This window comes from Dermacoccus sp. Tok2021 (assembly GCF_019895135.1).
In the GTDB taxonomy this organism is placed as follows: Bacteria; Actinomycetota; Actinomycetes; order Actinomycetales; family Dermatophilaceae; genus Dermacoccus; species Dermacoccus abyssi.
Window position 1 is genome coordinate 1 of record NZ_JAGTHU010000011.1, and the last position, 26,163, is coordinate 26,163.

Sequence of the window (26,163 nt, forward strand, 5' to 3'; positions counted from 1 at the left end):
TGAGAGTCGTTGTTCATGGCGTCACTTGTAAGAGGCAATGAGGGTGTCCTTCGCCGACGAGTTCGGAGTCCGCTGAGTGTGGAGAACTGCAGGGAACGTACGTGATTTCACGCATCGTTCGCCCCTCCGATGCGCTGCGCTGGCTAGATTCCTTTGTCATGAAGCTGTCGAACAGCGTCAACGCTTCAACGGGCTTTGTCATCGGATTCGTGCTCGGGTTGTTGTTCTTCCACGACAAGGGCGAGGCGTGGTGGGCCACCGTCGTCCCCGCCGCCGTTCTCGGAATCGCGGGTGGGTTCGTGGGCTACATCCTCGCGCGCGATGCCGAGAAGAAGCGCGCTGACAAGCGGTAGGACCCATCGCAGGATGTGAGCTCTGGCCCGGTCTGTGACCGGCGCAGCTCACAGACCGGGCCACAACTCACATCCTGGGCCGAAGGTCACACATCGCCCGCCCATGGCGAGCGCTACCGTTCACCCCATGGCTTCGCACCCTCGCGCGCTGACGCAGCGCGCCGGCGTCAGACTGGCTGTGTGCATCGCGCTGGGCGCGCTCGTCGCTGCCCTGTCGATGGCGAACCTTGCGCGGAGCCTCTCCTTCGACGTCATGGCGGGCTGGACGACGGCCGCCTTCACCTTGGCCGCGTGGACGTGGCTCATCGTGCGCGGCATGGACGAACACGAGGCCGCGGAGCACGCGCGCGAGGAGGACCCGAGCGTCACGGCGTCGGAACTCGTCGTGCTCACCGGCACCGTCGCGAGCCTCGGCGGGGTCGGGCTGCTGCTCGCGGCAGCGGGGCACCACAGCAGTGGAACACCCGAAGCACTCCTCGGTGCGGGCAGCGTGCTCACGTCGTGGTTCCTCGTCCACCTCGTCTACACCCTGCGCTACGCCCGCGAGTACTACGGCGGCGGGCCTGGCGCCCACGGCATCGACTTCGAGGGCGGCGAGCCCGACTACTACGACTTCGCCTACGTCGCGTTCGACCTCGGCATGACGTATCAGATCGCCGACACCAACCTGAAGAACCGCCAGATGCGCCGCCTCGTGCTCGCCCACACGCTGTTGAGCTACGTGTTGGGCGTCGGCGTCGTCGCGACGACGCTCAACCTCGTCGTGTCGCTCGCGTCGAGCTAGGCCGCGCCGTCAGTCGGTGGTTTCGGTGGGCGTGCCGGGGTCGTCGCTGACGATCTCGCGCTCGGGCGAGCCCTCGTCGATCGCGCGAGCCTCGTTGCGGGCGTCTTCGCCGCCCTCGTCGTGGTCCTCGTCGTTCGAGAACGCGTCGGTGAGCTTGTCGATACCCATGGGATCTCCCTTGTTCGGTGCGCATTCTTCTGGTGTGCGTGGTTTTTGGCGTGCCCGTGCCCGGCCGGCGCGGGCACATCAAGGGCAGGCAGTCGGGCGGCCGCCGGTGAGCGCGTCACGAGGACGCTGCAGGGGCGCACTTGCGACGCTTCGTCGCGATGGCTCGCAAGCGCGCCCGCGCAGCCGGCGGCCGCCCGATCGGGGAGCGCTCAGGCGCCGGTCGTCGGGCGAGCGGCGCTCACCTGGGGCGTGCCCGCGTCCTCGTCACCGGTGAGCGCGTCGATCTCGCGGACGATGCGCTCGAACTCGTCATCGTCGATGGTGACGCCCGCTGCATCGAGGCCCTCCCGCAGCTTGCTGTCGATCTTGGCGTCGCCGGCGCTGTAGTCCCACGACGTCGCGGTGTCGACGGCGGCCTGGGCGGCCTCGCGCGCAGCTTCGAGTTCTTCGGGGGTGTGGCTCATGGGTGATGTCCTTTTCGTGTGTTCCGGCGGGGTGGGTTGGTGCCGTCACTCGCCCTGGAGGCGGTCCTTGTCGAGGCCGGACTGGGGCACGTTGTCCTCGTCGACGCGGTCTGCTTCGCCGCCCGCCTCCGGGTCTGTGATGTTGCGCTTGTCGCGCTCGCTCGGGCGCCCGCCCTCGTTGTCGCCGTCGTCCGGCATCTCGAAGACAGCGTCAGTCGCTACCGTCATGTCAGTTCCTCCACATCGAGTCTCGTGCAAGGCAGTGGACGGCCGGCCCACACGTGGGAGTGCCGCCCCGGCCATGATTGCCGAAATTGTCTGCCCGCGTGCGGCTTACGCTCAGGCGCCGCCGCGAGTAGGACACCCACTCAGCTAATCAGGAGGTACGTCGTCTGTCACCCGACCCCAGGGGTGGCCTAGCCCCGTGCGAGTATCTCCGCCGCTTGAGGGAGGTGCGCCCGGCGACTGCGCTCTACCCTCGGTCGGGTGAAACAGTTCTTCGGCCTCGACGACGAATGGGTGCGCAGTCGACCTGACGCCTGGCTGAGGCGAGATGTTCTCATCGCCATCCTGTTCTTCCTCGGCGCGCTGCTGGGTCTCGAGGTGTGGCGCGCACTCGGCTTCTCGGCCGATTCCCTGTGGCCGCGTTGGGCGCTGTATCTGAGCGCCGCCATCGGAGCCGGCCCGCTCGTGCTGCGCCGACGTTTCCCCGTCACCGTCATGCTCGTCACGGCCGCGCACATGTTCGTCATGGGGCTGACGCAGGTGCCGGTGATGTCGTCCATCGCCATGCAGGGCGTGTACTTCTTCGCCATCTTCACCGCGCTCGCCTGGGCGCCCGACCGCAAGCTGGTCACCCTCGCGGCAGCGGGCCTCGTGCTGTTCATGTTCGGCTGGCTGAGCGTGCAGTGGTCCGTGGCGGCGATGAACGATGACCTCCTCGACTCCTACAACGCCCAGCCCGCCAAGGCGCGCGACCCGTGGTTCGGCGCGACGGCCGCAGCCGTCCTGCAGGGGCTGATGATCAACGTGCTCTACTTCGCGACGGCGGTCGGGGCCGGGGCGAACTCGTGGCGTGGCGCCCGTGCCCGCGCGTTCGCCCACCAGCAGGCCCAGACGATCACCCGTCAGGCCGGCCAACTCACCGAGCAGGCCGTCGTCGAGGAGCGGCTGCGCATCGCACGCGAACTGCACGACGTCGTCGCCCACCACGTAGCGGCCATCGGCATCCAGGCCGCAGCGGCCCGCAAGGTGATGGTGAAAGACCCTGAGCGCGCGACGGACTCGCTGAGCAACGTCGAGGCCTCGTCGCGTGAGGCCGTCACGCAGATGCGCGCCCTGCTCGGCACTCTGCGCGCCGACGGACAACACACTGCGAACGGCTCGGGCGAGCCCACGAACGGCGCCGCACGCGCACCCGAACCGGGCCTGAACGACGTCGCCGCCCTCGTGGCGGGCGTACGCACCCCCACCTTCGACGTGCGCCTCGACGACCTCGTCGACGTCGACGTGCCCGCCAACGTCGGGCACAGCATCTACCGCACCGTGCAGGAGGCGCTCGCCAACGTCCAGCGTCACTCGACGGCCACGGCAGCCACCGTCACGCTGCGCGCGGGTGGCGAGGGCAACGGCCGCTACGTCGAGGTCGAGGTGCTCGACGACGGCCGCCCCCGCGCGGGTACGTCCGGCAGCGGGCTGGGCCTGCTCGGCATGCGTGAACGGGTGCGCGCCCACCACGGCTCGGCCGAGATCGGGCCGCGCCTCACCGGTGGATACCGTGTGCGCGTGCGCCTGCCTCTCGCCGCCTCGACCAGGAACAAGGAGACGCCGTGACCGAATCGCTCAGGGTCCTCATCGTCGACGACCAGCGGATGGTGAGCGGCGGGTTCTCCCTCATCCTGTCGGTGGAGGACGACCTCGACGTCGTCGCCACCGCCGCGAACGGTGAGGAGGCGCTCGCGGTCGCGCGCGAGCTGCACCCCGACGTCACGCTCATGGATGTACAGATGCCCGTCATGGACGGCATCGAGGCCACGCGCCGCTTCGTCGAGGAGGGCCTGGGCCGCGTCGTCATCCTCACGACCTTCGATCGCGACGACTACCTCTTCAGCGCGCTCGACGCCGGCGCGAGCGGCTTCCTGCTCAAGAACGCCGAGGCCGACGAACTCGCCGAGGCGGTGCGAACCGTCGGTCACGGCCACGCGCTGCTCGCCCCCGAGGTGACGCGCCGCGTCATCGAACGACGTACCGCGCAGCAGGCCGCACCCGAAGCGGATGCCCGCCTCGCCGCGCTCACCCCGCGCGAACGCGACGTTCTCGCGCTGCTCGGGCGCGGGCGCTCGAACGCGGAGATCGCCGACGAACTCTTCGTCGGTGAGGCCACCGTCAAGACGCACGTGTCGAACGTCCTCATGAAGCTCGACCTGCGCGATCGCGTGCAGGCCGCCGTCGCCGCCTACGAAACCGGCCTCGTGCGCGTGGGGGAGCAGCCCGGCACCTGAAGTTCATCCTCCCGGCGGAGGTGAGAACCCCGCCGTTTCGCCAGGATGGTTCACGTACCTCCCAAAGGGCGAAACCGAGAGGAACGGACGATGTTCGAAGCGAAAGGGCTGAGCCGCACGTTCGGCGACAAGGTCGCCGTGCGCGACGTGTCTTTCAGCGTGCCGGACGGCCGGATGACCGGTTTCGTCGGCGGCAACGGCGCCGGCAAGACGACGACGATGCGCATGATCATGGGCGTGCTCGAGCCCAGCGCCGGCGAAGCGCTGTGGAACGGGCAGCCGATCACGGCGGCCGACCGTCGCTCGATCGGCTACATGCCCGAGGAGCGCGGCCTCTACCCGAAGCAGCCGCTCATCGACCAGCTCGTCTACCTCGCGCAACTGCGCGGCGTGAAGGCGTCCGTGGCCCGCACCCGCGGCCTCGAGCTGCTCGACCGATTCGGCCTTGCCGAGCGCTCGAAGGACAAGCTCGAAGCGCTCTCGCTCGGTAACCAACAACGCGTGCAGATTGCGGCGTCCGTCATCACCGACCCGTCGGCGCTCATCCTCGACGAGCCGTTCAGCGGCCTCGACCCGCAGGCCGTCGACTCGATGGTCGACCTCCTGCGCGAGTTCACCGCACGCGGCGTGCCGGTGTTGTTCAGCAGCCACCAGCTCGACCTCGTCGAGCGGTTGTGCGACGGGCTCGTCATCCTCGCGCGCGGCGAGGTCGTGGCCGAAGGGCGCGCGCAGGATCTGCGCCGCCGCGGTCGCGTTCGCCACCGCCTCGTCCTCGACGCCGACGCCGGCTGGCTGCGCGACGTGGCCGACTCGCTCGGCATCAGCGTCGTCGACATCGACGGACCGGTGGCCGTGCTCGAACTTCCCTCCGAACCCGAGCGTTCCGCGGCAGCCGCGGACGCTGTGCTCCGCCGCGCGATGGAGCGGGGCCGCGTGCGTGAGTTCCACGAACTCGTGCCCCAACTCGCCGACATCTACCGAGAGGTGGCCTGAGGAATGAACGCCGCCGCAGAAACCCAGACCCGCCCCGCCTGGCAGATCGTCGCCCTGCGCGAACTTTCCGTGAAGGCGCGGGACAAGAACTTCCTCATGTCGCTCGTCGTGACGCTCCTGCTCGTCGCAGGCACGTTCGGCGTCCAGATCTGGCTCTCGGGCAAGACGCCTACGTCGTCCATCGCCGTCGTGACGCAGAAGAACGCGGCCGGGCTCTCGGGAAGCTCACTCGTCGACGCCGCCGAGAAGGCGGCGAAGGCCGACCACGACAAGGTCGAGTACACGAGCGTCTCCGCGTCGTCGCCCGCCGACGCCCGCGACGCGGTCAAGAGCGGTCGCGCCGATCTGGCGCTCCTGCCCACCTCCGGCGGCTGGACGCTCGTCGGTGACAAGGACGTCGACGCCGACGTGAAGAAGTTCGTCACGAGCGCCGCCGCGGAGCAGACGCTCGCCGCGAACGCGAAGGCTCAGGGCGTCGATCTCGCCAAGCTCTCGAGCGGAGCGAACGTGACGGACGAACGGCTCGACCCCGGATCCGTCAACGCCGGGCTGGGTAAGCTCGTCACCTTCATCTTCGCGTTCCTGTTCTACTTCGTCGCCTTCATCTTCGGCATGCCGATCGCGCAGAGCGTCGTCGAGGAGAAGCAGTCACGCATCGTCGAAATCCTGGCCAGCGCGGTGCCGCTCAAGCACCTGCTCGCCGGTAAGGTCATCGGCAACGCCGTCCTCGCGTTGGCCCAGGTGACGCTGCTCGTCGGCGTAGCGCTCATCGGGTTGTCGCAGACACGGTGGAGCACGCTCATCGGCACCGTGGCGAGTGCCTCGGGGTGGTTCGTCGTGTTCTTCCTCGCGGGCTTCCTCGTCGTCGCCTGCATGTTCGCGGTGGCCGGCGCGCTCGCGTCACGTAGCGAGGACGTCCAGACGACCGCCCAGCCGGTGACAATGCTCGTCGTCGTCGTGCTCATGCTCGGCATGATGCTCACCGGAACGGCCCTCAAGGTGGCCTCGTTCGTGCCGGTCGTCTCGACGGTGGCGATGCCCGCGCGCGTCATCACCGGCGATGCAGCCTGGTGGGAGCCGCTCGTCGCGCTCGTCATCGCGGGTGTCGCTGCGATCGCCATCACTCGGGTCGCGACGCGCCTCTACAGCCGCAGCGTCATGCAGACGGGTGGGCGCCTGAGCTACAAGGAGGCCTTCAAGCTGCAGGCGTGAGGGCTCCCCGGTAGATTTGGGCGCAGATCACACTTCAGCATCTCGACACGGGAGGGTCGCATGAGCGACAACAACGAGAAGCCCGCCTCCACCTGGGGCGGCGGCGACTCAGAGGCAGAGACCCGCATCGCGGGCGGTTCGACGCCGGCGGCTGAGCCGAACCCGGTGCACGACCACACCCAGCGGTTCGAGAACGATGCCACGCAGGTGGCCTACCGTGACCAGCCGCAGGCTGCAGCTCAGCCGGGGCAGTCCCCCGAGCGTGCGGAGTCGCCGACGCAGGCGTCGTCCGCGCATTCGCAGGCCTACCCGAGCGCGCCCATCGCCCAGCAGCAGTCGGCTCCCTACGCGCAGGGTTACCCGGGTGCTGCCGGCCAGCAGGGTCAGTACGGCGCGGGTCAGCAGTACGGTTCGGCGCCGCAGGGTGGGCAGTACAACTCCGCTCCGCAGGGTCAGTACGGCGCGGGTCAGCAGTACAACTCGTCGCCCCAGGGAGGCCAGCAGTACGGCTCCGCGCCGCAGGGTGGTCATGCGCAGCCGGGTCAGTACAACTCGTCGCCCCAGGGAGGCCAGCAGTACGGCTCCGCGCCGCAGGGTGGTCATGCGCAGCCGGGTCAGTACAACTCCTCGCCCCAGGGCGGCCAGCAGTACGGTTCGGCGCCGCAGGGTGGGCAGTACAACTCCGCTCCGCAGGGTGGCTACGCTCAGCCCGGTCAGTACAGCTCGTCGCCCCAGGGCGGCCAGACGTACGGCTCGGGCCAGCACACGACCCCGGCGCACGGCGGCCAGCAGGGCCAGTACACGTCGGCCGCGTACGGTCAGTCGCAGTCGGCCCAGCCGACGAAGACCTCGAGCGCGTCCCCCGTGGCGAAGTTCGGCCCGTTCCTGCCAGCCCTCCTGGCACTCATCGCTCCGTTCGTCGCGTGGGTGACGTTCAAGTCGGGCAGTGAGACCGTCGCGCTCAACGGCATCGGCGGCAACAGCAACTCGGCCAACCCGACGCTCGGTGAGTCGAGCAACACGGGCGGCATCTTCGTCCTCATCCTCGCCATCGGTCTCGCCGTGGCCGGCGTGCTCGCCGCTCTGGGCAAGCTCAACGCGAAGGTGACGGGCATCGTCACGGCCGCCCTCGGCGTCGTGCTGCTCATCATCGGCATCCTGCAGTTCCCGAGCACGGCCAGTGCCGTCGGTGACGGTGGCGCCGCATCCGGTTACTCGGCGACGATCGGCGCCGGCGTGTGGTTGACGCTCCTCGCGGGGCTCGCGGCGCTCGCGGTCGGTGTCGTCGCGTTCCTGCAGAGCCGCAAGGGCTCGAGCGCCTCGGCGACGAACGGCGGCCAGCAGTGGAACGGTGGCTACCAGCAGGGCCAGCAGCAGTTCGGCCAGGGCAACGGCCAGCAGTACGGCTCGGCCCCGCAGGGCGGGTTCGGCCAGAACCACTGATCTGCCTTACCTGACGAGGGCCCCTTCCGAGCGATCGGAAGGGGCCCTGGGCGTCTGTTCGTCCTTCCTCCTGCCGCCCCCGTGCAGCTCACGCCGTGACGTTCGCGGGAAGGCGCGACGCGTAGGGTGTGCGTGTGACTCCGTCCGACGACACGACGCCCGTCATTCCCGAGGCTGCGGCCGCGAACAGCGTCCGACCCGGCGCAGGTGCCGGCTCGCACGAATGGCCACCGCTCATGGTCTGCCTCGACATCGACGGCACTCTCCTGCAGTACGACGGCACGATGCACGACGCGACGCGTGACGCCGTGCGCAACACCGTCGCCGCCGGCCACCACGTCGTCCTGTCGACGGGGCGCGCCGTTGTCGCGACGACGCCGATCCTGCGCATGCTCGACCTCGACCACGGCTACGTCGTGTGCTCGAACGGCGCCATCACCCTGCGTCTCGACAGCTCGCTCGACGCGGGCTACGAGGTCGTCGACCGGGTGACGTTCGACCCCGCGCCGGCGCTGTCGTTGCTGCGTGGGCAGTGGGAGGATGCCGTCATCGCCGTCGAGGGGCCGGACGGGTTCAAGGTCACCGCGCCCTTCCCCGACGGGGAACTCGACGGCGAGCAGACCGTCGTGGAGTGGGAGGAGCTCATGTCGGAGCCCGTGACGCGCGTGACGTTCCGCTCGCCGTCGGGCACGAGCGAGGACTTCCTCGAGCTCGCCGACCGCATCGGCCTGCACCACGTCAACTACGCCGTTGGGTACACGGCCTGGATGGACATCAACCCCGAGGGCGTCTCGAAGGCGTCGGCGCTCGAGTTGGTGCGCCGCAAGCTCGCCATCGAGCCGTCGAACACGGTGGCCGTGGGCGATCAGCGCAACGACCTCGAGATGCTCGAGTGGGCTGCGCGCGGCGTCGCGATGGGCCAGGCGCCCGACGAGGTGAAGGACGCCGCGGACGAGGTGACCGGCCCGATCGAGAACGACGGCGCCGCCGACGTCCTGCGCTCGCTCTGTGAATCCGCCCGACGGCGGGGTGCCTGCTGACGCGGTGCGGCTGACGTTCGATGGCGAGGCCGACGCGGCGTACGTCGCGCTCGGCCCGGACCCGGGAGCCGGCGGTGTGACGCGCACCGTCCCGGTCGACCTCGGCGGCGAGCCGGGTATCGACGTCGCGTTGGACGTGGACGCGAACGGCCGCCTGGTCGGCGTGGAGGTGCTCGGCGCGAGCCGTTTGCTCGCGCCGGAGGTGCTGGCCGCCGCGCACCGGTTGGACGACTGATCGCCCGTCGCTTCAGCGGGCCAGAGCCCGCAGGTAGCGGCGCGTCATCCAGCGCTGCGCCCACCGCATGACGGGGGCGCCGATGCGGGTGAGGAGCCAGCCGGGCCGACTGAGGGAGTCGATGCTGACCCACACGTCATCGCCGCGACGTTCGACGAGGAAACGTTCGACGCCGCACTCGGGGTGACCGGGCAGCGTCGCGTAGGCGAATCCGCGCCGGTGCGGCTCGTCGATCACCTCCGTGACGCGGCACGGAATCGGCAGGCGCACCCGCCCGACGCCGAGACCGAGCACGACGACGGTGCCCGCGCGCAGCGGCACGTCGTTCGCCCGCACCGTCATCCCCGAGCCCAGTTGGAGACCCCACGAAAGCAACTCGTCGCCGACGGCGTCGAGATCCGAACGGCGCAGCAGTGCCGACTCCGCGAGCCGCTCGAAGCCCCGAGGTGCCGGCGCTGCCGTGTCGTCGAAGTCGAAGGCGAGAAGCTCCGTCGGAGCGGTGATCTGTGCTCCGGCCAGCGTCCGAACCGTCGCCTCGGACAACAGCCCGACCCCCGCCTCACTCCTCACCACAGCACCATCCTGCACGTGCAGATCGGGGCTTCGGCGGTGGGGGTTGAGTGGGGGAGAATGGGCGGGTGGCTGATCTTCACCTCACCTCCGCGACCAACCCGCGCCTCAAGGGGCTCGTCGGTCTGCGTAAGCGCCGTACCCGCGAGAACGAGGGCGTCACCCTGCTCGAGGGGTACGAGGAACTGTCGCTCGCGCTCGATGCAGGGGTGCGCCCCCGGGCCCTCTACACGTGCGACGACCTCATGCTCGACGCCGACCGCCAGCAGGACGTCGTCGACGCCGCCCGCGCCGCCGGGGCCGAGATCGTGACGGTGGCGCGCGCCGCGTTCGAGAAGGTCGCCTACCGCGAGGGGCCGGACGGCTTCCTCGCCGTCGTGCCGAGCGTCCAGGCCCACCCGCGCGAACTCGACCTGCCCGAGAGTCCGCTCCTTCTCGTCGCCGAGGGCGTCGAGAAGCCCGGCAATCTCGGGGCCATGCTCCGCACCGCCGACGCGGTCGGCGTCGACGGCGTCATCGCCGCCGACCCGGTCACCGACTGGGGCAACCCCAACGTCGTGCGCGGCTCGAAGGGCACCGTCTTCAGCGTGCCGGTGGCCGCCGCGTCCACCTCCGAGACCCTGAGCTGGCTCGAAGAGCGCGGCATTCCGCTCGTCGCGGCGACGCCGGACACCGACGTCATGCACACCGACGTCGACTACCGCGGCCCCGTCGCGATCGCCGTCGGCACCGAGAAGTACGGCCTCACCGACGAGGCGCTCGCCGCTGCCACGACCCGCGTGCGCATCCCCATGGTGGGCCAGGTCAACTCCCTCAACGTCGCGACGAGCGCCGCCGTTCTGCTCTACGAAGCGATGCGTCAGCGCGGCGTGCGCGGTTGACGGAGCGCGCCGGGTCGAAGGAGAGTGACCCGGATTACAGTCCACACCAATGGGCGTGGCACAGTGTGCACATGCGTATTGACCACGTGATGTATGCGGCCGAGTCCGACGGTCTGCAGGCGACGGCCGAGCGACTCGCGCAGCAGCTCGGCGTGGAAGCACTCGACGGCGGCGTTCACCCGCGGTTCGGTACCCGCAACGTCATCCTGCCGCTCACCGAGCACCGGTTCCTCGAGGTCGTCGAAGCCCTCGAGCACCCCAGCGTCGACAAGATGCCGTACGGCCAGGCCGTCAAGGCTCGCTCCGCCAACGGTGGCGGCTGGATCGGTTGGGTCGTCGAACTCGACGACATGACCCGCCCCGTCGAGAAGCTCGGTCGCGGCACCACCGAAGGCCGCCGTCACCGCCCCGACGGCACCGAGGTCACCTGGCAGCAGATCGGCATCAGCGACCTCGTCCTCGACCCGCAGCTGCCCTACTTCATCAAGTGGGACGACGACGCGACCCACCCGTCGTCGGACGGCCCCAGCGACTCGGGCCTCAAGGGCATCACGCTCGCCGGCGCGCCCGAGCGCGTGCGCGAGTGGATCGGCCTCTCCGGTGAACCGGGCGTCGACCGCGAGGAGTGGGAGCCGAGCATCGACTTCTCCTTCGTCGCCCCGCACGGCACCCCGTCGGTGCTGTCGGTGACGTTCACGACGCCCCGCGGCGACGTCACGATCTGACGCACGCATCACGCTCATCACGGGTCGGCATCCACGTTCGGATGCCGGCCCGTTGCGTTGCCGTCGTACGCCTCTGGGGAGGCTTAACCTCACCTGGCGCGGGTGGTCGGATGAACATATGGGCGACTCGGTGACACGGCAACGTCTCGCCTGCGGGCTGACGCTCGTCGTCGGCACGCTCGTGCTGGCGTGGAGCCTGTCGATCGAGCCCGCTGATGCACTCTTCTACCCCGCGACGGCGCTGCTGGCCGCGGTGTGGTTCGTCGGCGCGTTCCTGGCCCGACGTCCGGGTGGGCGTGAAGCGCCGAAGCCGACCGGAGCGCGTCGGCCCGCAGCCGACGTGGCTCTCGGCGCCGGCGTCGGGGCCGCACTCGCAGGGGCTTTTCTCGTCGGTGCGCTTGTTCTCACGCAGATTCCCGCGTTACGCGACCCCGTCCAGCAACTCCTCGATCACGCCGACCGCGGCGCCTTCGTCGTGGTTCTCGTCCTCACCCTCGTCAACGGCGTGGCGGAGGAGGACTTCTTCCGTGGCGCGCTCTACGACGCGTTGCGCGGCCACGCTCCTGTCGTCACGAGCACCCTCGTCTACACCGTCGTCACGGCTGCCTCGGGCATTTGGATGCTCGCCTTCGCCGGCCTCGTGCTTGGCGGGGTGTGCGCGCTCCTGCGCCGCCGCACCGGCACCCTTCACGCCCCGAGGCGGGCGTCGTCATCGGTGAAGGGTCGTCGTCGTTCCAGATGTTGCGTCACCTCGCCGAGCGGCTGCCGGGGGCGCTCGCGCCGCGGTGGGTGCGCAACACGATCCAGCCCATCGCCGTGGCCGACGCGGTGCACTACCTCGTGGCCGCGGCGGACCTGCCGACCGACATCAACCGCACCTTCGACATCGGGGGCCCCGGGGCCATCCAGTACGCCGACATGATGAGCGAGTACGCCACGAGGGTGGGGTTGCGACCGCGCATCGTGCTCAAGGCGCCCGTGACGACTCCGGGGCTGGCGGCTTACTGGGTCGGCCTCGTGACACCCGTGACGACACAGCTCGCCACACCGCTCATCGGCAGCCTGCAGCACGACACCGTCGTCCACGAACGCGACCTCGACAACCTCGTGGGGCCGCCGCCGGGCGGGCACACCACCTTCCGTGACGCCGTCCGGACCGCCTCGCGCAGCGCCGACACCCGCCGATGGGGTCGGACGCTCGCGCGCACGAGCGCCGCCGTCGCGGCGACCGCGGTGGTCGGCAGTCTCGCGACCGACCCCGACTCGCTCTGGTACCGCACCCTGCGCAAGCCCGCTTTCCAGCCGCCTGCGTGGGTCTTCCCCGTGGCGTGGACGGCGCTGTATGCCGACATCGCGCTCACGAGTTCCCTCGTGCTCGCGGACCTCGGCGAGCAGGGGCGCACGCGCGAGCAGAAGGCCTATGCAGCGGCTCTGGCCGGCAACCTCGTGCTCAACGCGGGATGGAGCGTGCTGTTCTTCGACCGAAAGAAGTTGCGTCCCGCCTGCCTCGAGGCCATTGCACTCGCCGTGAGCAGCGCCGACCTCGTGCGCCGAGCCGGTGCTCACACCCCGGAGCGCGGCGTCGCGCTCGCGCCGTACGCCGCGTGGACCGGTTTCGCAGCCGTGCTCACCGGTGCCATCGCGCGCTTGAACCCGCGTCGCTGACACCTCGGGCTCAGTAGCCCCGGTAGGCGCCCTTCTGCGCGTCGAGGATCGTGGGCGACAGCAGGGTCGACGGTTTCACGGGCATCCGGCCACGGTCGGGCGGGAAGACGGCAGCGGCGCGCAGCACGTCCTGCGTGACGAAGCGCTGCGCCGGGGCGTCATCGGGCAGCGTGAGCGACGGCGGCGTCGACGAGCGCGTCGCGAGGTGGAAGCCCCAGTCGCCGAAGCTCGGCACGTCGACGTGGTACGGCGTTGTCGCGAACCCGGCGCGGCGCAGGGTCGCCTCCGTCGTCCAGTAAGCCTCGCGGGCGAAGAACGGCGAGCCGCTCTGGACGACCATGCGGCCGCCGGGGGCGAGGGCCCTGTTCATCAGCCCGTAGATCTCCTGCGAGTACAGCTTCGCGGTGGCCACGTCGTCGGCGTCGGGGAAGTCGACGACGATGGCGTCGAACGTCTCGTTCTGGGTGCGCAGCCACGTGAACGCATCGGCGGCGCGATAGGTCAGGCGCGGGTCGTCCATCGCATCGGCGTTGGCCGCGACGAATTCGGGCCGCGTGCGCGCGAGATCGACCACCGCCGGGTCGAGGTCGACGAGCGTCACCTTCTCGACGCCGGGATACTCGAGCACCCGCCGTGCCGCGAGTCCGTCGCCCCCGCCGAGCACGAGGACCTTCGTGCGCGGCCCGTTCATCGCAGGAGCGACGAGCGCCTCGTGGTAGCGGTACTCGTCGAGCGTCGAGAACTGCAGGTCACCGTTGAGGAACAGCCGCACGTCGCGTCCGTCGAGGCCGGACGTGACGACGATGTCCTGGTAGGCCGAACGCTCGCTCACGACGATCGGATCGCGGTAGATGCGCTGCTGCGCGGACAGCTCGAACTTCCCCGAGAACCAGGCAAGCCCCGCGAGCCCGACCAGCGTCACGGCGAGCGCGCCGCCGACGAGGCGCCGCCCCCACGTCGTGAACGAGTCACGAAACACCCACAGGCACAAGGCAACACCGACGAGGGCGTTGACGGCGCCGACGGCGAGTGTGCCGCGGAGCAGGCCGAAGAGGGGCAGCAGGAGGAACGGGAACGCCAGGCCACCCACGAGGGCGCCGACGTAATCGGCGGCGAAGAGATCAGCGACGGCGTCCGACGCATCCTGCTTGCGGATGCGCTGCAGCAACGTCATCAGCAGGGGGATCTCGGCACCGATGAGCGCCCCGATCGTGAAGGCGAGGGCAACGAGTGCCGGCCCGTAGAGCGACCACCACGCGAAGGCGGCGTACAGCACGATGACGCTCGTGCCGCCGATGACGGCGAGGGCCAGCTCGATCAGGGCGAAGTTGCTGGCCGCCTGGCCGACGAGGCGCTTCGCGGCGAGCGAGCCGATGCCCATGGCGAACACCATGACCGACAGGACGATCGACGTCTGCGTGATCGAGTTGCCGAGCAGGTACGAGCCGAGTGCGACGAGCGCGAGCTCGTAGACGAGACCGCATGCGGCGCACAGCAGGACGGCGCCGAAGACGAGGGCGCGGGCGAAGCGGGGAGCCTCAGACGGTGAGCGCACGGCTCACCTCGATCGCGCGAACGCTGCGAACAGCGTCGCTCACTTTCCGCTGCCCGAACCGCCACCGCGGAAGGAACTACCGTGACGGCGCGTCGTCGAGCTGCGGTGATCGTTGTCGCAGGCCTCCTTGACGGCCCGCTCGTTGGGCGTGAAGCCCTGCGCTCGCGCCATCTGACGCTGCTGCTCGCGGCAGGCTTCCTCTTCCTTGCTCGTGCCGCAGCCGCTCAACCCGAGGCCGAGGGCCGCGACGAGCAGTATGTTGACGGTGCGCTTCATGCCGGATCCCTCCGTCGCTGCAGGTCGAGCGAGGACGCGGTCTCGACCAGTTCTCCGTGCTGCGGGTAGACGTGCCAGGTGCGCCACGTGAGGACGTCGTCGAGGCGCTCGGCGAGGAGGGCCGTCAACGCGAGGTCATGCCCGGGAAAGCGCGCGACGACGGCGTCGTCACGCTCGCCGAGCGCAGGGACGAACGCGTTGACCGCGTCGCGCAGGGCGTCCGGAGCCAGGTGCGTGACGCTCGTGCGCAGCGAGTAGCCGGGCGCGGTGTGGCGTTCCGGCAGAGGCATCGGGACGTGGGGGAGGTAGGCGATCGTCTCGGTGAACGGCTCGTCCTCCGTCTCGATGACGACCTGGTGCGAGGCCCCGAGCACGCGCAGGTCGGCACCCGCCACGAAGCAGGTGGCGAGAGGCTCCACAGGGGCCAAGCCGAGCCCCAGGCGTAGGTCGGCGGCGCGGGTGTCGACGAACGGCGACGCGATGGCGTGAAGGGTCACGACGAACCCCCGGTGACCTGCACGCCGAACGCCGGGATGTGACGGCCGGTCGACGGCTCCCACGCGCCGTCGTCGAAGCGCTCGAAGGCGACGAGCGTGCCGCCGAGGCGGTAGTCGGCGTAGGCGTAACGGCCCGAGCGCCCCGACGGAAGGCTGCGGTAGGTGCCCGTGCCGTCCTCGTTGCGGCGCAGCTCCGTGCCGTCGCAGACGACGTTGCGATCGCCAGGCTCGCCGCGCTCGGGCAGGGCCGGGCGGTCCTTCCACAGGGTGAGGCTGAGCGTGCCCTCGTCGTCCTCGACAGTGAGCCAGTCGGCGTCCGGATGCCCGCTGAGGCGGTGCGAGTGCCAGGTGAAGTCGTCGACGGTGAGTTCGAGGGTCTCCTCGACGCGCGCGGGAGCGCCCGCGAGCGAGAGGTGCGAGCCGGGGCGGATGGTCAGCGCGTCGTGGGTCATGGGAGCGCCGATCAGGAGATGGCGGCGCAGATCATGAGCGCGACCGCGATGTGAGCCGCCGCCGACACCCAGACCGCCGGGTGCCTGTCCTCCTGCAGCAGCAACGCGCCCAGCTTGCCCGGCGTCAGTGCGTCGAGGGCGAAGAAGCTCAGGGCCATGAAGACGAGGCCGAGGATGCCGTAGACGGCAGTGCTCAGGAGACCCGCCGCGAGGCCGTCGTGCGACGAGCGGATGGCGGTGAAGACGATGAGGCCGACGGCGATGAGGTTCGCCGACACGAGGATCGCCGCGTTCTGGTTGCGCTCACGCCAGATGATGTCGGCGAGGCGACCCGGCGTCAGCAGATCGGTCATGAAGTAGCCGAGCGCCTGGAGCGCGCAGCCGACGATGGCGAAGGCCGCGATGGCCCCGACGTCGTAGAGCAGATCGGATGCGGTCATCGAATTCATCGCCTTCCCGGCCGACGCAGGGCTGGGGCCGTTCCCCACGCGCAGTGACTGCGCGATGCCCCCGGAACATGCAAGAACTATAGGCGAATCACTCCGCCCCAAGGGGTGATTAGGGGGTGAGAGCCGCGGGTGGCTCGGGTGCGGTGGTGGCGCGGTCGTACGTTGTGTCCTGACGCCGCCTGTCATCGCGCAGCACGACGCCCTGCCCGCGGAGCACAGCTGCGGGCAGGGCGTCGCGTGAGCGCAGGTTCGTCAGACCTCGAGGTAATCGACGAGCTGAGGTGCGATGCCGATGTAGGTGGCAGGCGTCATCTCGAGGAAACGCGCCTCGACGTCGGAGGGAAGGTCGAGGCCGCGCACGAACTCGCGCAGGTCGTCACCGGTGATACGGCGACCGCGCGTCAACTCCTTGAGGCGCTCGTACGGCTGCTCCATGCCGGGCACGCCCTGGGCGCCGAGCGCGCGCATCGCCGTCTGGATGGGCTCGCCGAGCACCTCCCAGTTGGCTTCGAGGTCCTTGGCCATGGCGCCCGGCACGGGGTCGAGACCGCCGAGGCCCCGCGCGACGTTGTCCATGGCCAGCACCGAGTGCCCGAACGCGGTGCCGATGTTGCGCTGCATCGAGGAATCCGTGAGGTCGCGCTGCAGGCGCGACGTGACGAGCGTCGAGGCGAGAACGTCGAGCAGAGCGCTCGAGACCTCGAGGTTGGCCTCGGCGTTCTCGAAGCGGATCGGGTTCACCTTGTGCGGCATCGTCGACGAGCCGACGGTGCCCTGGCCGCGCACCTGCGCGAAGTAGCCCATCGAGATGTAGGTCCACACGTCGGTGCACATGTTGTGCAGGATGCGGTTGAACCGCGCGATGTCGGCGTAGAGCTCGGCCTGCCAGTCGTGGCTCTCGATCTGCGTCGTCAACGGGTTCCACGTGAGGCCGAGGCCCTCGACGAACGACTTGCTCAGTGCCGGCCAGTCGGCGCTCGGCACCGCAGCCGTGTGCGCACCGAACGTGCCGGTGGCTCCGTTGATCTTGCCGAGGTACTCCTGCCCGCCGATGCGGCGCAGCTGACGGCCCAGGCGGTGGGCGAGCACCGCGAACTCCTTGCCCATCGTCGTCGGCGTCGCGGGCTGGCCGTGGGTGTGCGCGAGCAGCGGCACGTCACGCATGTCACGGGCCATCGTCGCGACCTGCTCGACGAGCGTCGTCGCCTTCGGCAGCCACACCTGCTGCGTCGCACGCTGCACCATGAGGGCGTAGCTGAGGTTGTTGATGTCCTCGCTCGTGCAGCAGAAGTGGATGAGTTCCGAGAGCTGCTCGGCGTCGTCGTGGCCCGCGTCGGCCACGATCTGCGTGAGGCGGCGCTTGAGGTAGTACTCGACGGCCTTGACGTCGTGCACCGTCTCGCGCTCGATCTCGGCGAGTTCGGCGATGTCGTCACCGTCGAACTCCTCGACGACGTCGCGCAGCGCCTCCTTCTCGCCGTCGTCCAGCGCGCGTACGCCGTCGAGGATGCCGGCGTCGGTGAGGTGGATGAGCCACTCGACCTCGACGTGCACGCGCATGCGGTTGAGCGCGGCCTCCGACAGGTGGTCGACGAGCGGGGCGACGGCGCCGCGGTAGCGGCCGTCGAGGGCTCCGAGGGCGATGGAGGGCTGGGTGTCGGCGAGGCTGTGCATGCACCCATTGTTCCAAACGACGAGCCCCGGACGCGTGTCGCATCCGAGGCTCATCCCCACGGTGGAGTCAGCGCTTTCGGGCCCGCAGCGGGAGCCACACCGCCAGGCCCATGAGCGCCATCGCCAGCGGGACATGGACGGCGGCCATGACGTCCTTGCCCTCGTCCACGATGAGCCCCCCGAGATAGGCCTCGAGGATCAACAGCACCGTCAACGCCAGCGCACCGAAGGTCAGGTCGGTGCGTTCACGCAGCTTCAGGAACACCCACACCGTGGCGAGGAGCGCGAACCCGATGGCGGCCTTCCCGCACCACGAATGGACCTCGAGCCAGGGCGTCTTCTCAGGGTCGGTGTCGGGCGTCGACATGAACAATCCGGCCCACAGGCCCTGCAGCAGCACGGCGAGCGACGCGACGCCGACGAGTGCTGCGAACGTACGAGTGGGTGCCGTCGCGGCTGAGGAATTCGCGGGCGTGGAGCTCGCCATGATGGTCCTTCGCGTGGAATGAAGCAGTGTCCCCACAGCCAACCGCGTCCACCTAGGAGAAGGCTCTCGTCCGGAACCGGCAGACCTGACAAGTACCCGGGATTTTCCTGGGTCAGGGCCGACTCACCTCACCTGCTCGTCACTCGGCGTCGCGATCGTGCTCCGCCTCCTCCTCGGCTTCCGCGGTGTAGGAGATGACGTTGAAGACCTCGCCCTCGGGGCCGCGGATGGTGGCCTCGGGGCCGAACGGGGTGTCGAAGCTCATGAGCACCTCGCCGTCGAGCTCCTCGACGATGGCGACGCTCGAGTCGCGGTCGGCCACGACGAAGTGCGTGAGCCAGTTCGCCGGGACCTCGTCCGGCAGGTGCTCCGCGAGATGGATCCCGGCGACGACCTCACCGCCGGAGGCGCGCTTGCACGTGACGTAGTCGGCGCCCATCTCGTCGTAGCTGAACCCGAAGACCTTGCCGTAGAACGCCTTCGCGCCCTCGAGGTCTCGCGTCATGAGGTCGTTCCAACCCACGGAGCCAGACTCGTTGAAGATGCCGAAACCGTGGTGCTCACCGCCCTGCCAGGCGCCGAACGCGGCACCCTCGGCATCGGTGAAGAACGCCATGCGGCCTGCACCGGCGACGCCCATCGGCTCGGCGATGACGCTGCCTCCCGCGGCGCGCACCGCCTCGGCGGTGGCATCGACGTCGTCGGAGGCGAAGAACGTCGACCACGCCGTGGGAACCTCTGGCGCCATACGCGGCGTGATGGCAGCGGCGGATCGTCCGTGCTTGAAGCACAGTGCGTAGCCGCCCATCTCGGCCGGGCCCTCCTGCACGTCCCAGCCGAAGAGCTTGGCGTAGAAGTCGCCGGCCTTCTTCACGTCGTCGAAGCAGCAGTCGACCCAGTTCGGGGTGCCTGCAGGCCAGTTCGTGTCACGGGTGGGCATGGGAGCTCCTTCGTTCGAAGTGCCGAGTTCAACGGCTCGACATGAGCCAACCACGGGCCACCGACAACCGCCAGGGTGTCTGGCTCCTGCGCAGATTCCGGTGATCAGGTCGCACGTTCGGGATAAGGCGTCCAATACGTGCCCACGAAGACCCGACGAGGCCTACTCTTGTCGCCGTGACCCAGCCCTCCGCCGAAGCGCGCATTCTCACGTCGGCAGCGTTCCGGCGCGCGCGGCTCCGGGCGGCGTCACTCATCGCCTCCCGCACGGAGTTGCACAGGCTGCTCGCCAGCGTCGAGTCGAAGCGCGAGAGCAACCCGCGCCTGTACGAGGGCGCGCAAGGGCTTGACCTCGACATCATCTGCTCGGTCGTCGACGCCTACGTCGACGAGGGCATGCTCACCGTGGACGGCCACGACGACCCACACACCACCAGCATCACCGGCAAGGCACGTCTGCGCCTCGTCGTGGCAGCGTTCGTCTACCTCGTCGACGTGGAGGACGTCATCCCGGACTCGCGGCCCAACGGCCTCACCGACGACGTCGTCCTCTTGCGCTGGGCGTCACGCATGGCGCGCGCCGAACTGCCCGCCGTCTGAGGTCACTTCAGACGTTTGGCACCTTCGCTCGCGAGAGCGACGAACGGCTCCGGCTCGGCGAAGCCACCCTTCGCGGCACGCTGCTTCGCAAGCTCCACGGCGTCGTCGACACGGCCCGAATCGATGAGGGCGATGACGCAGCCGCCGAAGCCGCCGCCCGTCATCCGTGCGCCGTACGCGCCGCCGTCCTCAAGGGCCGCGGCGAGCGTGTCGACGGCCGGGACGGTGATCTCGAAGTCGTCGCACATGCTGGCGTGCGACGCGCTGAGCACGCGGCCGACGGCGGGGGCGCTCTCGCGCGTGACGCCGGCCCCCAGGGCCTCGTGCACGGCAAGCACCCGCGCCGAGTCGGTGATGACGTGGCGCGCGCGGCGGCGCGGAACGTCGGGCAACTCCTCGAGGCGCGCATCGACCGCACTGACGTCGCGTCCGTCGACCTCACTGCACAGGTGACCTCGCTCAATGCCGAGCAGATCAGCGGCCTCCTCGCAGGAGCGACGGCGCTCGCCGTAGGCCCCGTCGACGAGCTCGTGCGGCGCGTGGGAGTTGACGACGAGCAGGACGAGCCCGGCCGAGTCGAGATCGAACGGCACCTGCTCGGTGTCGTTCGTCAGCGTGTCGAGGCGTAGTGCGGAACCGGCTTCACACAGCACCGAGGCCATCTGGTCCATCGTTCCCGTCGGCGCGCCGGCGATCTCGTTCTCCGCGAGACGGCCGAGGCGGGCGATGGCCGGACGCTCGAGGCCCCATCCGGCCAAGTCGTTCCAGGCGCTAGCGGTCGAGCAGCTCAGCGAGGCGGACGACGACAGCCCGGCACCGCGCGGCACGTCGGCCGCGAACGCTATGTCGAGGCCGGGCACGTCGAGGCCGTCACGCGCGGCCGCCCAGCCGACGCCGGCCGCGTACGAAGCCCAGCCGAGCGACGCCTCGCGCGAGATGTCGCCCAGGCGCACCTCGGCGCGCTTGCCCTCGGAGACGAGCCGGACGAGGTCGTCGTCACGACGCCGCGCGACGGCGACGGTGCCGGTCGGCAGAGCGATGGGCAGGACGTAGCCGCCGTTGTAGTCCGTGTGCTCGCCGACGATGTTGACGCGCCCGGGCGCCCACCACGCGCCGTCCGGCGTGACGTCGCCGAACTCGCACGCGAACAGCGCTTCCGCTTCGGCGAGCAGGCGGCTCTGCGAGTCGCTCGAGGTGATCTCCTGCGTCATCGCGACGTTACCAGCTCGCGCAGGCGCTCGGCCACCGCCTCGGGCGCCACGTCGTTGCTGAACGCGCCCTGGCCGGACTCGGTACCTGCGAGGTACTTGAGCTTGTCCGCGCTGCGCCGGATCGAGAACAGCTCGACGTGCAGACACGCGAGGCGACGGTCCGGGTGGTCACCCTTCGCAGGAGCTTGCTGCCACGCCGAGATGTAGGGCAGCGGGGCGTCGTACATCGCGTCGAAACGGCCGAGGACGTCGCGGTAGAGCTCCGCGAGGCCGTCGCGCTGCGCCTCGTCGAGGGCCGCGAGGTCGGGCGTCTGACGGCGCGGGTAGAGGTGCACCTCGACGGGCCAGCGCGCCGCGAACGGCACGAACGCCACCCACGTCGCGTTCTGTGCGACGATGCGCGACCCCTCCGCCAGCTCGCGGCTCAGAATGTCGCCGAAAAGGTTGCGGCCGGTGCGCGAGTGGTGGCGACGGGCGGCGTCGAGTTCCTTGCGCGCCCGCGGCGGAACCATGTCGTAGGCGTAGATCTGGCCGTGTGGGTGCGGCAGGGTGACGCCGATCTCGGCGCCGCGGTTCTCGAACGGGTAGACGTACTCGACGCTCTCGCGCGCGGAGAGTTCGCGCGTCCGGTCGGCCCACGTGTCGACGACGAGGCGGGCCTGCTCGAGCGACAGGTCCTTGAACGAGGCGTTGTGGTTCGAGCTGAAGCAGACCACCTCGCACGCGCCGTACGCGGGCGCCGAGGCGAACAGCGGGTCGTCGATCTCCTCGACGCCCGTGACGGCGTCCGAGAGCGCCGGGAAACGGTTGTCGAAGACAGCGACCTCGTAGTCCTCCGAGGGCACTTCGCTCGCGTAGTCCGGGCGGCTCGGACACAGCGGGCACTCGTTCGCCGGCGGCATGAAGGTGCGGTTCTGACGGTGCGCGGCGAGCACGATGTACTCGTCGGTGAGGACGTCGTAGCGCAATTGCGACATGGGCGTCGTCTCGGGCAGATCGCGCCGGTCGGGCACGGCTTCGCGGCCCTCCTCGCGGTCGTACCAGCGGATCGTGCGGCCATCGGCGAGACGGCCGTCGGTTCGGAACATCACAGGTGCACCCACTTGCTTGCGTTGTTTCGGAAGGTGTTCGGGTCGAGTTGGGCCGCACGTTCCGGCAGGCGCCCGAGCGGCTGCGCGCCGGCGGCGTTCGGCAGGTCGTCGAGGTTCGTGCGCTCGGCGAGGCCGGGCTCGTCGGGGTAGCTGCCGACGACGTAGCCGATGAGGTCGAGGCCCCGGTGGCGCAGCGCCTCGGCGGTGAGGGCCGTGACGTTGAGCGTGCCGAGACGGGGCGCGACGACGAGCACGAAGCCCGCGCGAACGCCCTTGTCGCGCAGGTGAACAGCGAGGTCGGCCAGGGTGGCGCCCCCGCCGTCGAGGTGGACGAGCAGGCCGCCCGCGCCCTCGACGATGACGGTGTCGACGTCGTCGCGGTCGGCGATCTCGAGGACGCGCTCGGCGTGCTCCGCGACGGTCGGGATGCTCGTGCCGGCGAGGCGCGCGGCGGCGTCGGGCGCGAGGGGGTCGGGCAGGCGGGTGAACTCGTGTGTCGTCACGCCCTCGGTGCCGGCCAGGCGGGCGACCTCGTCGACGTCACCCGGCTCACCCGGGGCCAGGCCCGTCTGGACAGGTTTGACGACGGCGATCCGCATGCCCTGCGCGGCAAGTGCCGCGGCGACGGCGGCCGTCGTCACCGTCTTGCCGACCTCTGTGTCGGTGCCGGTGACGAGGATGACGGGGGCGCTCATCGTGCTCCTTCGAACGTGCTGGCGACGGCGCCGAGGATACGCCTGGCGTCGTCGAGTTCCGCATCCGTGAGTCCCGCCGTGGCGGTGACGCGCAGGCGGCTGATGCCGTCCGGCGTGCTCGGCGGGCGGAAGCACCCGATGCGCAGACCCTGCGCGCGGGCCGCGTCGACGGCGGCCAGTGCTTCGGCGGGTGACGGCATGGGCTTGGACAGCACGGCCCCGGCCGACGGCTCGACGCCGAGGGCGTCGGCGATGGCGGCTGCTGCAGCGAGAGTTCGACCAGGGAGCTCGGGATGCGCGACGAGATGACGAAGGGCTCCGAGCGCGGCCCCAGCGGACGCGGGCGCGAGGCCCGTGTCGAAGATGAACGGGCGTGCCGTGTTGAGCAGGTGTTCCCGCAGCGATCGCGGCCCGAGAACCGCGCCGCCCTGACTCGCAAGCGACTTCGACAGGGTGACCGTGACGACGACGCGGTCGGCGCCCTCGCCGTCGAGGAGGCCGCCAGCCCTGACGAGCCCCTCGCCGCCCTTACCCGCGACACCGAGGCCGTGCGCCTCGTCGACGACGAGCAGCGCGTCGTGCTCGACGGCGAGCGCGAGGAGCGCGGGCAGGTCGGCGGCGTCGCCGAGCACGGAGAAGATCGACTCGACGACGATGACGGCGCGCGGCTCGGTGCGTTCGGCGAGGGCGCGACGCACGGCGTCGACGTCGAGGTGCGGTGTGACGGCGACGCGAGCTTTGGCCAGGCGCATGCCGTCGATGAGGCTCGCGTGGTTGTGAGCGTCGCTGATGACGAGGGTGTCGGCGGTGCCGAGCACCGTCATGGCGGAGAGGTTCGCGTGGTACCCGGTGGAGAACACGAGCGCGGATTCGTGCCCCATGTGCGCGGCGAGCTCGGCTTCGAGCGTCGTGTGGACGGCGTGCGTTCCGGTGATGAGGCGGCTCGCGCCCGCGCCGCCGCCGGCTTCGTCGAGGGCTCGCTGCGCGCCGTCGAGCACCGCGGGGTGGCGCCGCAGGCCGAGGTAGTCGTTGCCCGCGAGATCGATGCGGACACCGTCGAGCTGGTCGGCCTCGGCCGTGCGGGTGAGGTCGCGCTCGGTGCGCCGTTTCGCGGCGGCGTCGAGGGCGTCGAGGTACTGGTTCACGGCGCCTGCTCGCTCGCCGGGGCGCATGCGTGGACCGCGGCGGTGACAGCCTCGCAGATCGTGCCCAGGTCGTCGTCGGTGCAGACGAACGGCGGCATCGTGTAGATGAGGCGGCGGAAGGGGCGGATCCATGCGCCCGCGTCGAGGGCGGCTGCCGTGGCCGCGTCGACGTCGACGTCGTGGGTCAGCTCGACGACGCCGACCGCACCCAGCGTGCGAACATCCGCGACGTGGGGGAGTTCGCGCAGGGGAGCGAGGTGAGTGTCGAGTGTGTCGGCGAATCCGGCTGCGCGGGTGAGACGTTCGGTGTCGAGGAGGTCGATGCTGGCGAGCGCGACGGCGCACGAGAGCGGGTTGCCCATGAAGGTGGGGCCGTGCATCATCGCGCCGGTGCGCTCGCTGATGGTGCGGGCGAGTTCGTCGGTGCAGAGCACGGCCGCCATCGTGAGGTAGCCGCCGGTGAGGGCCTTGCCGAGGCAGAGGATGTCGGGCGTGATACCGATACGGTCGGCAGCCCAGTAGGTGCCGGTGCGCCCGAAGCCGGTGGCGATCTCGTCGAAGATGACGAGCGCGCCGTGCTCGCGGGCGAGGGTGGTGAGGAATCGCACGCATTCGGGGTCGTAGATGCGCATGCCGCCGGCGCCCTGGAGGAGTGGCTCGACGATGACGGCCGCGATCTCGTCGGCGTGTTCCCTGTAGAGGGAAGCGGTTTCGCGCTTCCATGCCTCGAGTTCGTCAGGGTCGGCTTCAAGGCCTGCAGGTGGGAGCGGGGCGAAGAGCTGTTGCGGCAGCGTGCCGCGCCAGAGGGAGTGCATGCCGCCGTCGGGGTCGCAGACGCTCATGGGGTGCAGGGTGTCGCCGTGGTAACCGCCGCGGATCGTGAGGACGGTGCGTCGCGGACGGTCGTCGGCGGCGAAGACCTGGAGGGCCATCTTGAGGGCCACCTCGACGCTGACGGAGCCGGAGTCGGCGAGGAACGCGCGCGTCAGCTTCGGTCGGTCGGCCTCTGGTGCGGGCGCGATCTCGACGAGCTTCTCACCGAGGCGGACGGCGGGTTCGTGCGTCAGGCCGCCGAACATGACGTGACTCATCCGCTGCAGCTGCGCCTCGGCGGCGGCATTGAGCTCGGGCACGTTGTAGCCGTGGATGGCGCACCACCAAGAGCTCATGGCGTCGAGCACCTCGCGCGATGCGCCGTCGTCGTCACGCAGGGTGAGGCGCGGCCCGTGCGCGGACTCGACGAACCGCGTCGTCGCAGGGTTCGTGGCGCTCGAGTAGGGGTGCCACAGGTGGTCACGATCCGAGGCGAGCAGCCGTGCGACGTCGGGGGTGGGCATGGCCCTCATCCTTTCACCTGGGGAAGGGGTGTGGCACCTGTGGCATCGATCGACTCGACCCGACTCTGCGCGTCGGCGAGTGGAGGCGGAAGGCGGGGTCGCTCCAGTCGCGGTGGCCGCTCTTGGCGCGCAGGGTCGTCTGGATCCCGGGGATGGTGAGGCCGCGCTTCGTCGCTTGTCGGCGCTGGCGGTGCGCCGTTGACTCCGCGGGGCACGATTGCGCCGGCAGGGTGGCAGGCTGCCCGCGGGCGCGCCGTCCGGGTTCTCAGCCGGTGCCTCTGGAGCCGGTGTTCCTCGCTACCCTGGGGCGCATGCTTTCGGACCTCTCGGTGGCCGCCATGGTCGGTGCTGTCGCGCTTCTCGTCATTGCCGGTGTCATGACGTGGGTGGCGCGCGGTGCCGACGACGGACGCCTCCCGTTCGGTGGCCGCGTGTCGATCCGGACGGCGACGACCCGTCGTTCGCCGGAAGCCCTTCTCGTCGGCAACCGCGCTGCAGCCCCGTTCCTGCGCCGCTACGCCGTCATCCTCGCGGTACTCGCGGCCCTCGTGCTCCTGCTGAGCTTCGTCAGCGACATCGCGGCCCTCGCCGTGCACCTCCTCGCCGTGGTGGCCCTCGTCCTGGCCGTAATGGTCTGCATTCGGAAAGCGAATGCGGCAGCAGCCCCAGCCCCAACCGACGCTTAACTGGTGACGTTTTCTGCGGTTGGTGACGTTGCAAC

31 protein-coding genes and 1 pseudogene are annotated in these 26,163 nt (G+C 70.1%); 15 read left to right on the top strand and 17 right to left on the bottom strand.

The genetic code is table 11. From position 1 onward, the window contains the following. Positions 1–158: 158 nt before the first annotated feature. Positions 159–353 (top strand): hypothetical protein, encoded by a 195-nt coding sequence (locus tag K9D12_RS07695; protein WP_129666189.1) that lies wholly within the window; start codon positions 159–161, stop codon positions 351–353. 127 nt (positions 354–480) lie between these two features. After that, a complete protein-coding gene (locus K9D12_RS07700) occupies positions 481–1,137 on the top strand; it encodes a DUF1345 domain-containing protein (protein WP_223059869.1) in 657 nt (218 codons plus the stop codon). Positions 1,138–1,146: 9 nt separating this feature from the next. Here the strand turns inward: K9D12_RS07700 and K9D12_RS07705 are convergent, their stop codons facing one another. From K9D12_RS07705 to K9D12_RS07715, 3 genes are all read right to left on the bottom strand, one after another. Next, positions 1,147–1,305 (bottom strand): hypothetical protein, encoded by a 159-nt coding sequence (locus tag K9D12_RS07705; protein ID WP_156170135.1) that lies wholly within the window; start codon positions 1,303–1,305, stop codon positions 1,147–1,149. A gap of 209 nt (positions 1,306–1,514) precedes the next feature. Next, positions 1,515–1,769: a hypothetical protein gene (locus tag K9D12_RS07710; protein WP_047310684.1), complete on the bottom strand. Its 255-nt coding sequence runs from the start codon at positions 1,767–1,769 to the stop codon at positions 1,515–1,517. 45 nt (positions 1,770–1,814) lie between these two features. Next, positions 1,815–1,997: a hypothetical protein gene (locus tag K9D12_RS07715; protein WP_047310683.1), complete on the bottom strand. Its 183-nt coding sequence runs from the start codon at positions 1,995–1,997 to the stop codon at positions 1,815–1,817. A gap of 258 nt (positions 1,998–2,255) precedes the next feature. Here K9D12_RS07715 and K9D12_RS07720 point away from each other — a divergent pair, with 258 nt between their 5' ends. From K9D12_RS07720 to K9D12_RS07750, 7 genes are all read left to right on the top strand, one after another. Continuing rightward, positions 2,256–3,602: a sensor histidine kinase gene (locus K9D12_RS07720; protein WP_370633477.1), complete on the top strand. Its 1,347-nt coding sequence runs from the start codon at positions 2,256–2,258 to the stop codon at positions 3,600–3,602. Further along, on the top strand, positions 3,599–4,270 hold the full coding sequence (locus tag K9D12_RS07725) for a response regulator transcription factor (protein ID WP_129666195.1): 672 nt from the start codon (positions 3,599–3,601) through the stop codon (positions 4,268–4,270). Before K9D12_RS07720 ends, K9D12_RS07725 begins: the two co-directional genes overlap by 4 nt. Positions 4,271–4,360: 90 nt before the next feature. Beyond that, complete coding sequence (locus K9D12_RS07730; RefSeq protein ID WP_223059870.1) at positions 4,361–5,263, top strand: ABC transporter ATP-binding protein; 903 nt, start codon at positions 4,361–4,363, stop codon at positions 5,261–5,263. 3 nt (positions 5,264–5,266) lie between these two features. Then, positions 5,267–6,475, top strand: a complete 1,209-nt coding sequence (locus K9D12_RS07735; RefSeq protein ID WP_223059871.1) for an ABC transporter permease — start codon at positions 5,267–5,269, stop codon at positions 6,473–6,475. A 60-nt stretch (positions 6,476–6,535) separates the two neighbouring features. After that, positions 6,536–7,918 carry a DUF4064 domain-containing protein gene (locus K9D12_RS07740; protein WP_223059872.1) on the top strand — a complete coding sequence of 461 codons (1,383 nt, stop codon included), beginning with the start codon at positions 6,536–6,538 and terminating at the stop codon, positions 7,916–7,918. Between the two features lie 134 nt (positions 7,919–8,052). Then, entirely contained in the window at positions 8,053–8,958 is a 906-nt protein-coding gene (locus K9D12_RS07745; protein ID WP_370633478.1) for an HAD family hydrolase, read from the top strand. Then, positions 8,927–9,193, top strand: coding sequence for a DUF2283 domain-containing protein (locus K9D12_RS07750; protein WP_370633479.1), 267 nt, complete (start codon positions 8,927–8,929; stop codon positions 9,191–9,193). Before K9D12_RS07745 ends, K9D12_RS07750 begins: the two co-directional genes overlap by 32 nt. Positions 9,194–9,205: 12 nt before the next feature. Here K9D12_RS07750 and K9D12_RS07755 read toward each other — a convergent pair whose 3' ends face one another. Then, on the bottom strand, positions 9,206–9,766 hold the full coding sequence (locus tag K9D12_RS07755) for a DUF1990 family protein (RefSeq protein WP_165357962.1): 561 nt from the start codon (positions 9,764–9,766) through the stop codon (positions 9,206–9,208). 65 nt (positions 9,767–9,831) lie between these two features. Here K9D12_RS07755 and K9D12_RS07760 point away from each other — a divergent pair, with 65 nt between their 5' ends. The 4 genes and pseudogenes from K9D12_RS07760 to K9D12_RS07775 all read left to right on the top strand — a co-directional run bounded on the left by K9D12_RS07760 (position 9,832) and on the right by K9D12_RS07775 (position 13,034). Further along, positions 9,832–10,644: an RNA methyltransferase gene (locus K9D12_RS07760; protein WP_047310679.1), complete on the top strand. Its 813-nt coding sequence runs from the start codon at positions 9,832–9,834 to the stop codon at positions 10,642–10,644. A gap of 71 nt (positions 10,645–10,715) precedes the next feature. Then, positions 10,716–11,369 carry a VOC family protein gene (locus tag K9D12_RS07765; protein WP_047311164.1) on the top strand — a complete coding sequence of 218 codons (654 nt, stop codon included), beginning with the start codon at positions 10,716–10,718 and terminating at the stop codon, positions 11,367–11,369. Positions 11,370–11,487: 118 nt separating this feature from the next. Then, positions 11,488–12,006 (top strand): annotated as a pseudogene (locus K9D12_RS15260) (type II CAAX prenyl endopeptidase Rce1 family protein); the annotation flags it as partial. A 101-nt stretch (positions 12,007–12,107) separates the two neighbouring features. After that, positions 12,108–13,034: a tryptophan-rich sensory protein gene (locus tag K9D12_RS07775; protein WP_223059873.1), complete on the top strand. Its 927-nt coding sequence runs from the start codon at positions 12,108–12,110 to the stop codon at positions 13,032–13,034. A 10-nt stretch (positions 13,035–13,044) separates the two neighbouring features. Here K9D12_RS07775 and K9D12_RS07780 read toward each other — a convergent pair whose 3' ends face one another. The 8 genes from K9D12_RS07780 to K9D12_RS07815 form a co-directional block, all read right to left on the bottom strand. Further along, entirely contained in the window at positions 13,045–14,589 is a 1,545-nt protein-coding gene (locus tag K9D12_RS07780) for a polyamine aminopropyltransferase (protein WP_223059874.1), read from the bottom strand. A gap of 39 nt (positions 14,590–14,628) precedes the next feature. After that, positions 14,629–14,865 carry a hypothetical protein gene (locus K9D12_RS07785; RefSeq protein ID WP_223059875.1) on the bottom strand — a complete coding sequence of 79 codons (237 nt, stop codon included), beginning with the start codon at positions 14,863–14,865 and terminating at the stop codon, positions 14,629–14,631. Then, positions 14,862–15,362, bottom strand: a complete 501-nt coding sequence (locus K9D12_RS07790; protein WP_223059876.1) for a DUF2617 family protein — start codon at positions 15,360–15,362, stop codon at positions 14,862–14,864. The genes K9D12_RS07785 and K9D12_RS07790 overlap by 4 nt, the downstream gene beginning before the upstream one ends. Beyond that, complete coding sequence (locus K9D12_RS07795) at positions 15,359–15,814, bottom strand: DUF4178 domain-containing protein (protein WP_223059877.1); 456 nt, start codon at positions 15,812–15,814, stop codon at positions 15,359–15,361. The genes K9D12_RS07790 and K9D12_RS07795 overlap by 4 nt, the downstream gene beginning before the upstream one ends. An 11-nt stretch (positions 15,815–15,825) precedes the next feature. Continuing rightward, a complete protein-coding gene (locus K9D12_RS07800) occupies positions 15,826–16,254 on the bottom strand; it encodes a DUF350 domain-containing protein (protein ID WP_129666219.1) in 429 nt (142 codons plus the stop codon). Positions 16,255–16,515: 261 nt separating this feature from the next. After that, positions 16,516–17,937 (bottom strand): adenylosuccinate lyase, encoded by a 1,422-nt coding sequence (gene purB / locus K9D12_RS07805; protein ID WP_223059878.1) that lies wholly within the window; start codon positions 17,935–17,937, stop codon positions 16,516–16,518. A 67-nt stretch (positions 17,938–18,004) separates the two neighbouring features. Next, positions 18,005–18,424, bottom strand: a complete 420-nt coding sequence (locus K9D12_RS07810; protein ID WP_223059879.1) for a hypothetical protein — start codon at positions 18,422–18,424, stop codon at positions 18,005–18,007. Between the two features lie 139 nt (positions 18,425–18,563). Continuing rightward, positions 18,564–19,364, bottom strand: a complete 801-nt coding sequence (locus tag K9D12_RS07815) for a VOC family protein (protein WP_223059880.1) — start codon at positions 19,362–19,364, stop codon at positions 18,564–18,566. Between the two features lie 176 nt (positions 19,365–19,540). Between K9D12_RS07815 and K9D12_RS07820 the strand changes: the two genes are divergently transcribed. After that, on the top strand, positions 19,541–19,963 hold the full coding sequence (locus K9D12_RS07820; protein WP_223059881.1) for a hypothetical protein: 423 nt from the start codon (positions 19,541–19,543) through the stop codon (positions 19,961–19,963). A 2-nt stretch (positions 19,964–19,965) separates the two neighbouring features. Here K9D12_RS07820 and galK read toward each other — a convergent pair whose 3' ends face one another. The 5 genes from galK to K9D12_RS07845 are packed head-to-tail and all read right to left on the bottom strand — an operon-like array spanning position 19,966 to position 25,442. Next, positions 19,966–21,174 carry a galactokinase gene (galK, locus tag K9D12_RS07825; RefSeq protein ID WP_223059882.1) on the bottom strand — a complete coding sequence of 403 codons (1,209 nt, stop codon included), beginning with the start codon at positions 21,172–21,174 and terminating at the stop codon, positions 19,966–19,968. Continuing rightward, on the bottom strand, positions 21,171–22,262 hold the full coding sequence (galT, locus tag K9D12_RS07830) for a galactose-1-phosphate uridylyltransferase (protein ID WP_223059883.1): 1,092 nt from the start codon (positions 22,260–22,262) through the stop codon (positions 21,171–21,173). The genes galK and galT overlap by 4 nt, the downstream gene beginning before the upstream one ends. Then, complete coding sequence (gene bioD / locus K9D12_RS07835) at positions 22,262–22,960, bottom strand: dethiobiotin synthase (RefSeq protein WP_047310669.1); 699 nt, start codon at positions 22,958–22,960, stop codon at positions 22,262–22,264. The genes galT and bioD overlap by 1 nt, the downstream gene beginning before the upstream one ends. After that, positions 22,957–24,105, bottom strand: coding sequence for an aminotransferase class I/II-fold pyridoxal phosphate-dependent enzyme (locus K9D12_RS07840; protein WP_370633480.1), 1,149 nt, complete (start codon positions 24,103–24,105; stop codon positions 22,957–22,959). Before K9D12_RS07840 ends, bioD begins: the two co-directional genes overlap by 4 nt. Continuing rightward, positions 24,102–25,442 carry an adenosylmethionine--8-amino-7-oxononanoate transaminase gene (locus K9D12_RS07845; RefSeq protein WP_223059885.1) on the bottom strand — a complete coding sequence of 447 codons (1,341 nt, stop codon included), beginning with the start codon at positions 25,440–25,442 and terminating at the stop codon, positions 24,102–24,104. Before K9D12_RS07845 ends, K9D12_RS07840 begins: the two co-directional genes overlap by 4 nt. Before the next feature lie 311 nt (positions 25,443–25,753). On the opposite strand from K9D12_RS07845, the gene K9D12_RS07850 reads away from it, so the two are divergent. Continuing rightward, positions 25,754–26,128 carry a hypothetical protein gene (locus tag K9D12_RS07850; RefSeq protein ID WP_047310667.1) on the top strand — a complete coding sequence of 125 codons (375 nt, stop codon included), beginning with the start codon at positions 25,754–25,756 and terminating at the stop codon, positions 26,126–26,128. Positions 26,129–26,163 lie beyond the last annotated feature (35 nt).

What these genes read in the sequence shown, in the direction of transcription:
- K9D12_RS07695 (WP_129666189.1), top strand. Translation starts at nt 159, where the DNA reads ATGAAGCTGTCGAACAGCGTCAACGCTTCAACGGGCTTTGTCATCGGA.
- K9D12_RS07700 (WP_223059869.1), top strand. Translation starts at nt 481, where the DNA reads ATGGCTTCGCACCCTCGCGCGCTGACGCAGCGCGCCGGCGTCAGACTG.
- K9D12_RS07705 (WP_156170135.1), bottom strand. Translation starts at nt 1,305, where the DNA reads ATGGGTATCGACAAGCTCACCGACGCGTTCTCGAACGACGAGGACCAC.
- K9D12_RS07710 (WP_047310684.1), bottom strand. Translation starts at nt 1,769, where the DNA reads ATGAGCCACACCCCCGAAGAACTCGAAGCTGCGCGCGAGGCCGCCCAG.
- K9D12_RS07715 (WP_047310683.1), bottom strand. Translation starts at nt 1,997, where the DNA reads ATGACGGTAGCGACTGACGCTGTCTTCGAGATGCCGGACGACGGCGAC.
- K9D12_RS07730 (WP_223059870.1), top strand. Translation starts at nt 4,361, where the DNA reads ATGTTCGAAGCGAAAGGGCTGAGCCGCACGTTCGGCGACAAGGTCGCC.
- K9D12_RS07735 (WP_223059871.1), top strand. Translation starts at nt 5,267, where the DNA reads ATGAACGCCGCCGCAGAAACCCAGACCCGCCCCGCCTGGCAGATCGTC.
- K9D12_RS07740 (WP_223059872.1), top strand. Translation starts at nt 6,536, where the DNA reads ATGAGCGACAACAACGAGAAGCCCGCCTCCACCTGGGGCGGCGGCGAC.
- K9D12_RS07765 (WP_047311164.1), top strand. Translation starts at nt 10,716, where the DNA reads ATGCGTATTGACCACGTGATGTATGCGGCCGAGTCCGACGGTCTGCAG.
- K9D12_RS07775 (WP_223059873.1), top strand. Translation starts at nt 12,108, where the DNA reads ATGTTGCGTCACCTCGCCGAGCGGCTGCCGGGGGCGCTCGCGCCGCGG.
- K9D12_RS07785 (WP_223059875.1), bottom strand. Translation starts at nt 14,865, where the DNA reads ATGAAGCGCACCGTCAACATACTGCTCGTCGCGGCCCTCGGCCTCGGG.
- K9D12_RS07795 (WP_223059877.1), bottom strand. Translation starts at nt 15,814, where the DNA reads ATGACCCACGACGCGCTGACCATCCGCCCCGGCTCGCACCTCTCGCTC.
- K9D12_RS07800 (WP_129666219.1), bottom strand. Translation starts at nt 16,254, where the DNA reads ATGACCGCATCCGATCTGCTCTACGACGTCGGGGCCATCGCGGCCTTC.
- purB (WP_223059878.1), bottom strand. Translation starts at nt 17,937, where the DNA reads ATGCACAGCCTCGCCGACACCCAGCCCTCCATCGCCCTCGGAGCCCTC.
- K9D12_RS07810 (WP_223059879.1), bottom strand. Translation starts at nt 18,424, where the DNA reads ATGGCGAGCTCCACGCCCGCGAATTCCTCAGCCGCGACGGCACCCACT.
- K9D12_RS07815 (WP_223059880.1), bottom strand. Translation starts at nt 19,364, where the DNA reads ATGCCCACCCGTGACACGAACTGGCCTGCAGGCACCCCGAACTGGGTC.
- galK (WP_223059882.1), bottom strand. Translation starts at nt 21,174, where the DNA reads ATGACGCAGGAGATCACCTCGAGCGACTCGCAGAGCCGCCTGCTCGCC.
- galT (WP_223059883.1), bottom strand. Translation starts at nt 22,262, where the DNA reads ATGTTCCGAACCGACGGCCGTCTCGCCGATGGCCGCACGATCCGCTGG.
- bioD (WP_047310669.1), bottom strand. Translation starts at nt 22,960, where the DNA reads ATGAGCGCCCCCGTCATCCTCGTCACCGGCACCGACACAGAGGTCGGC.
- K9D12_RS07845 (WP_223059885.1), bottom strand. Translation starts at nt 25,442, where the DNA reads ATGCCCACCCCCGACGTCGCACGGCTGCTCGCCTCGGATCGTGACCAC.
- K9D12_RS07850 (WP_047310667.1), top strand. Translation starts at nt 25,754, where the DNA reads ATGCTTTCGGACCTCTCGGTGGCCGCCATGGTCGGTGCTGTCGCGCTT.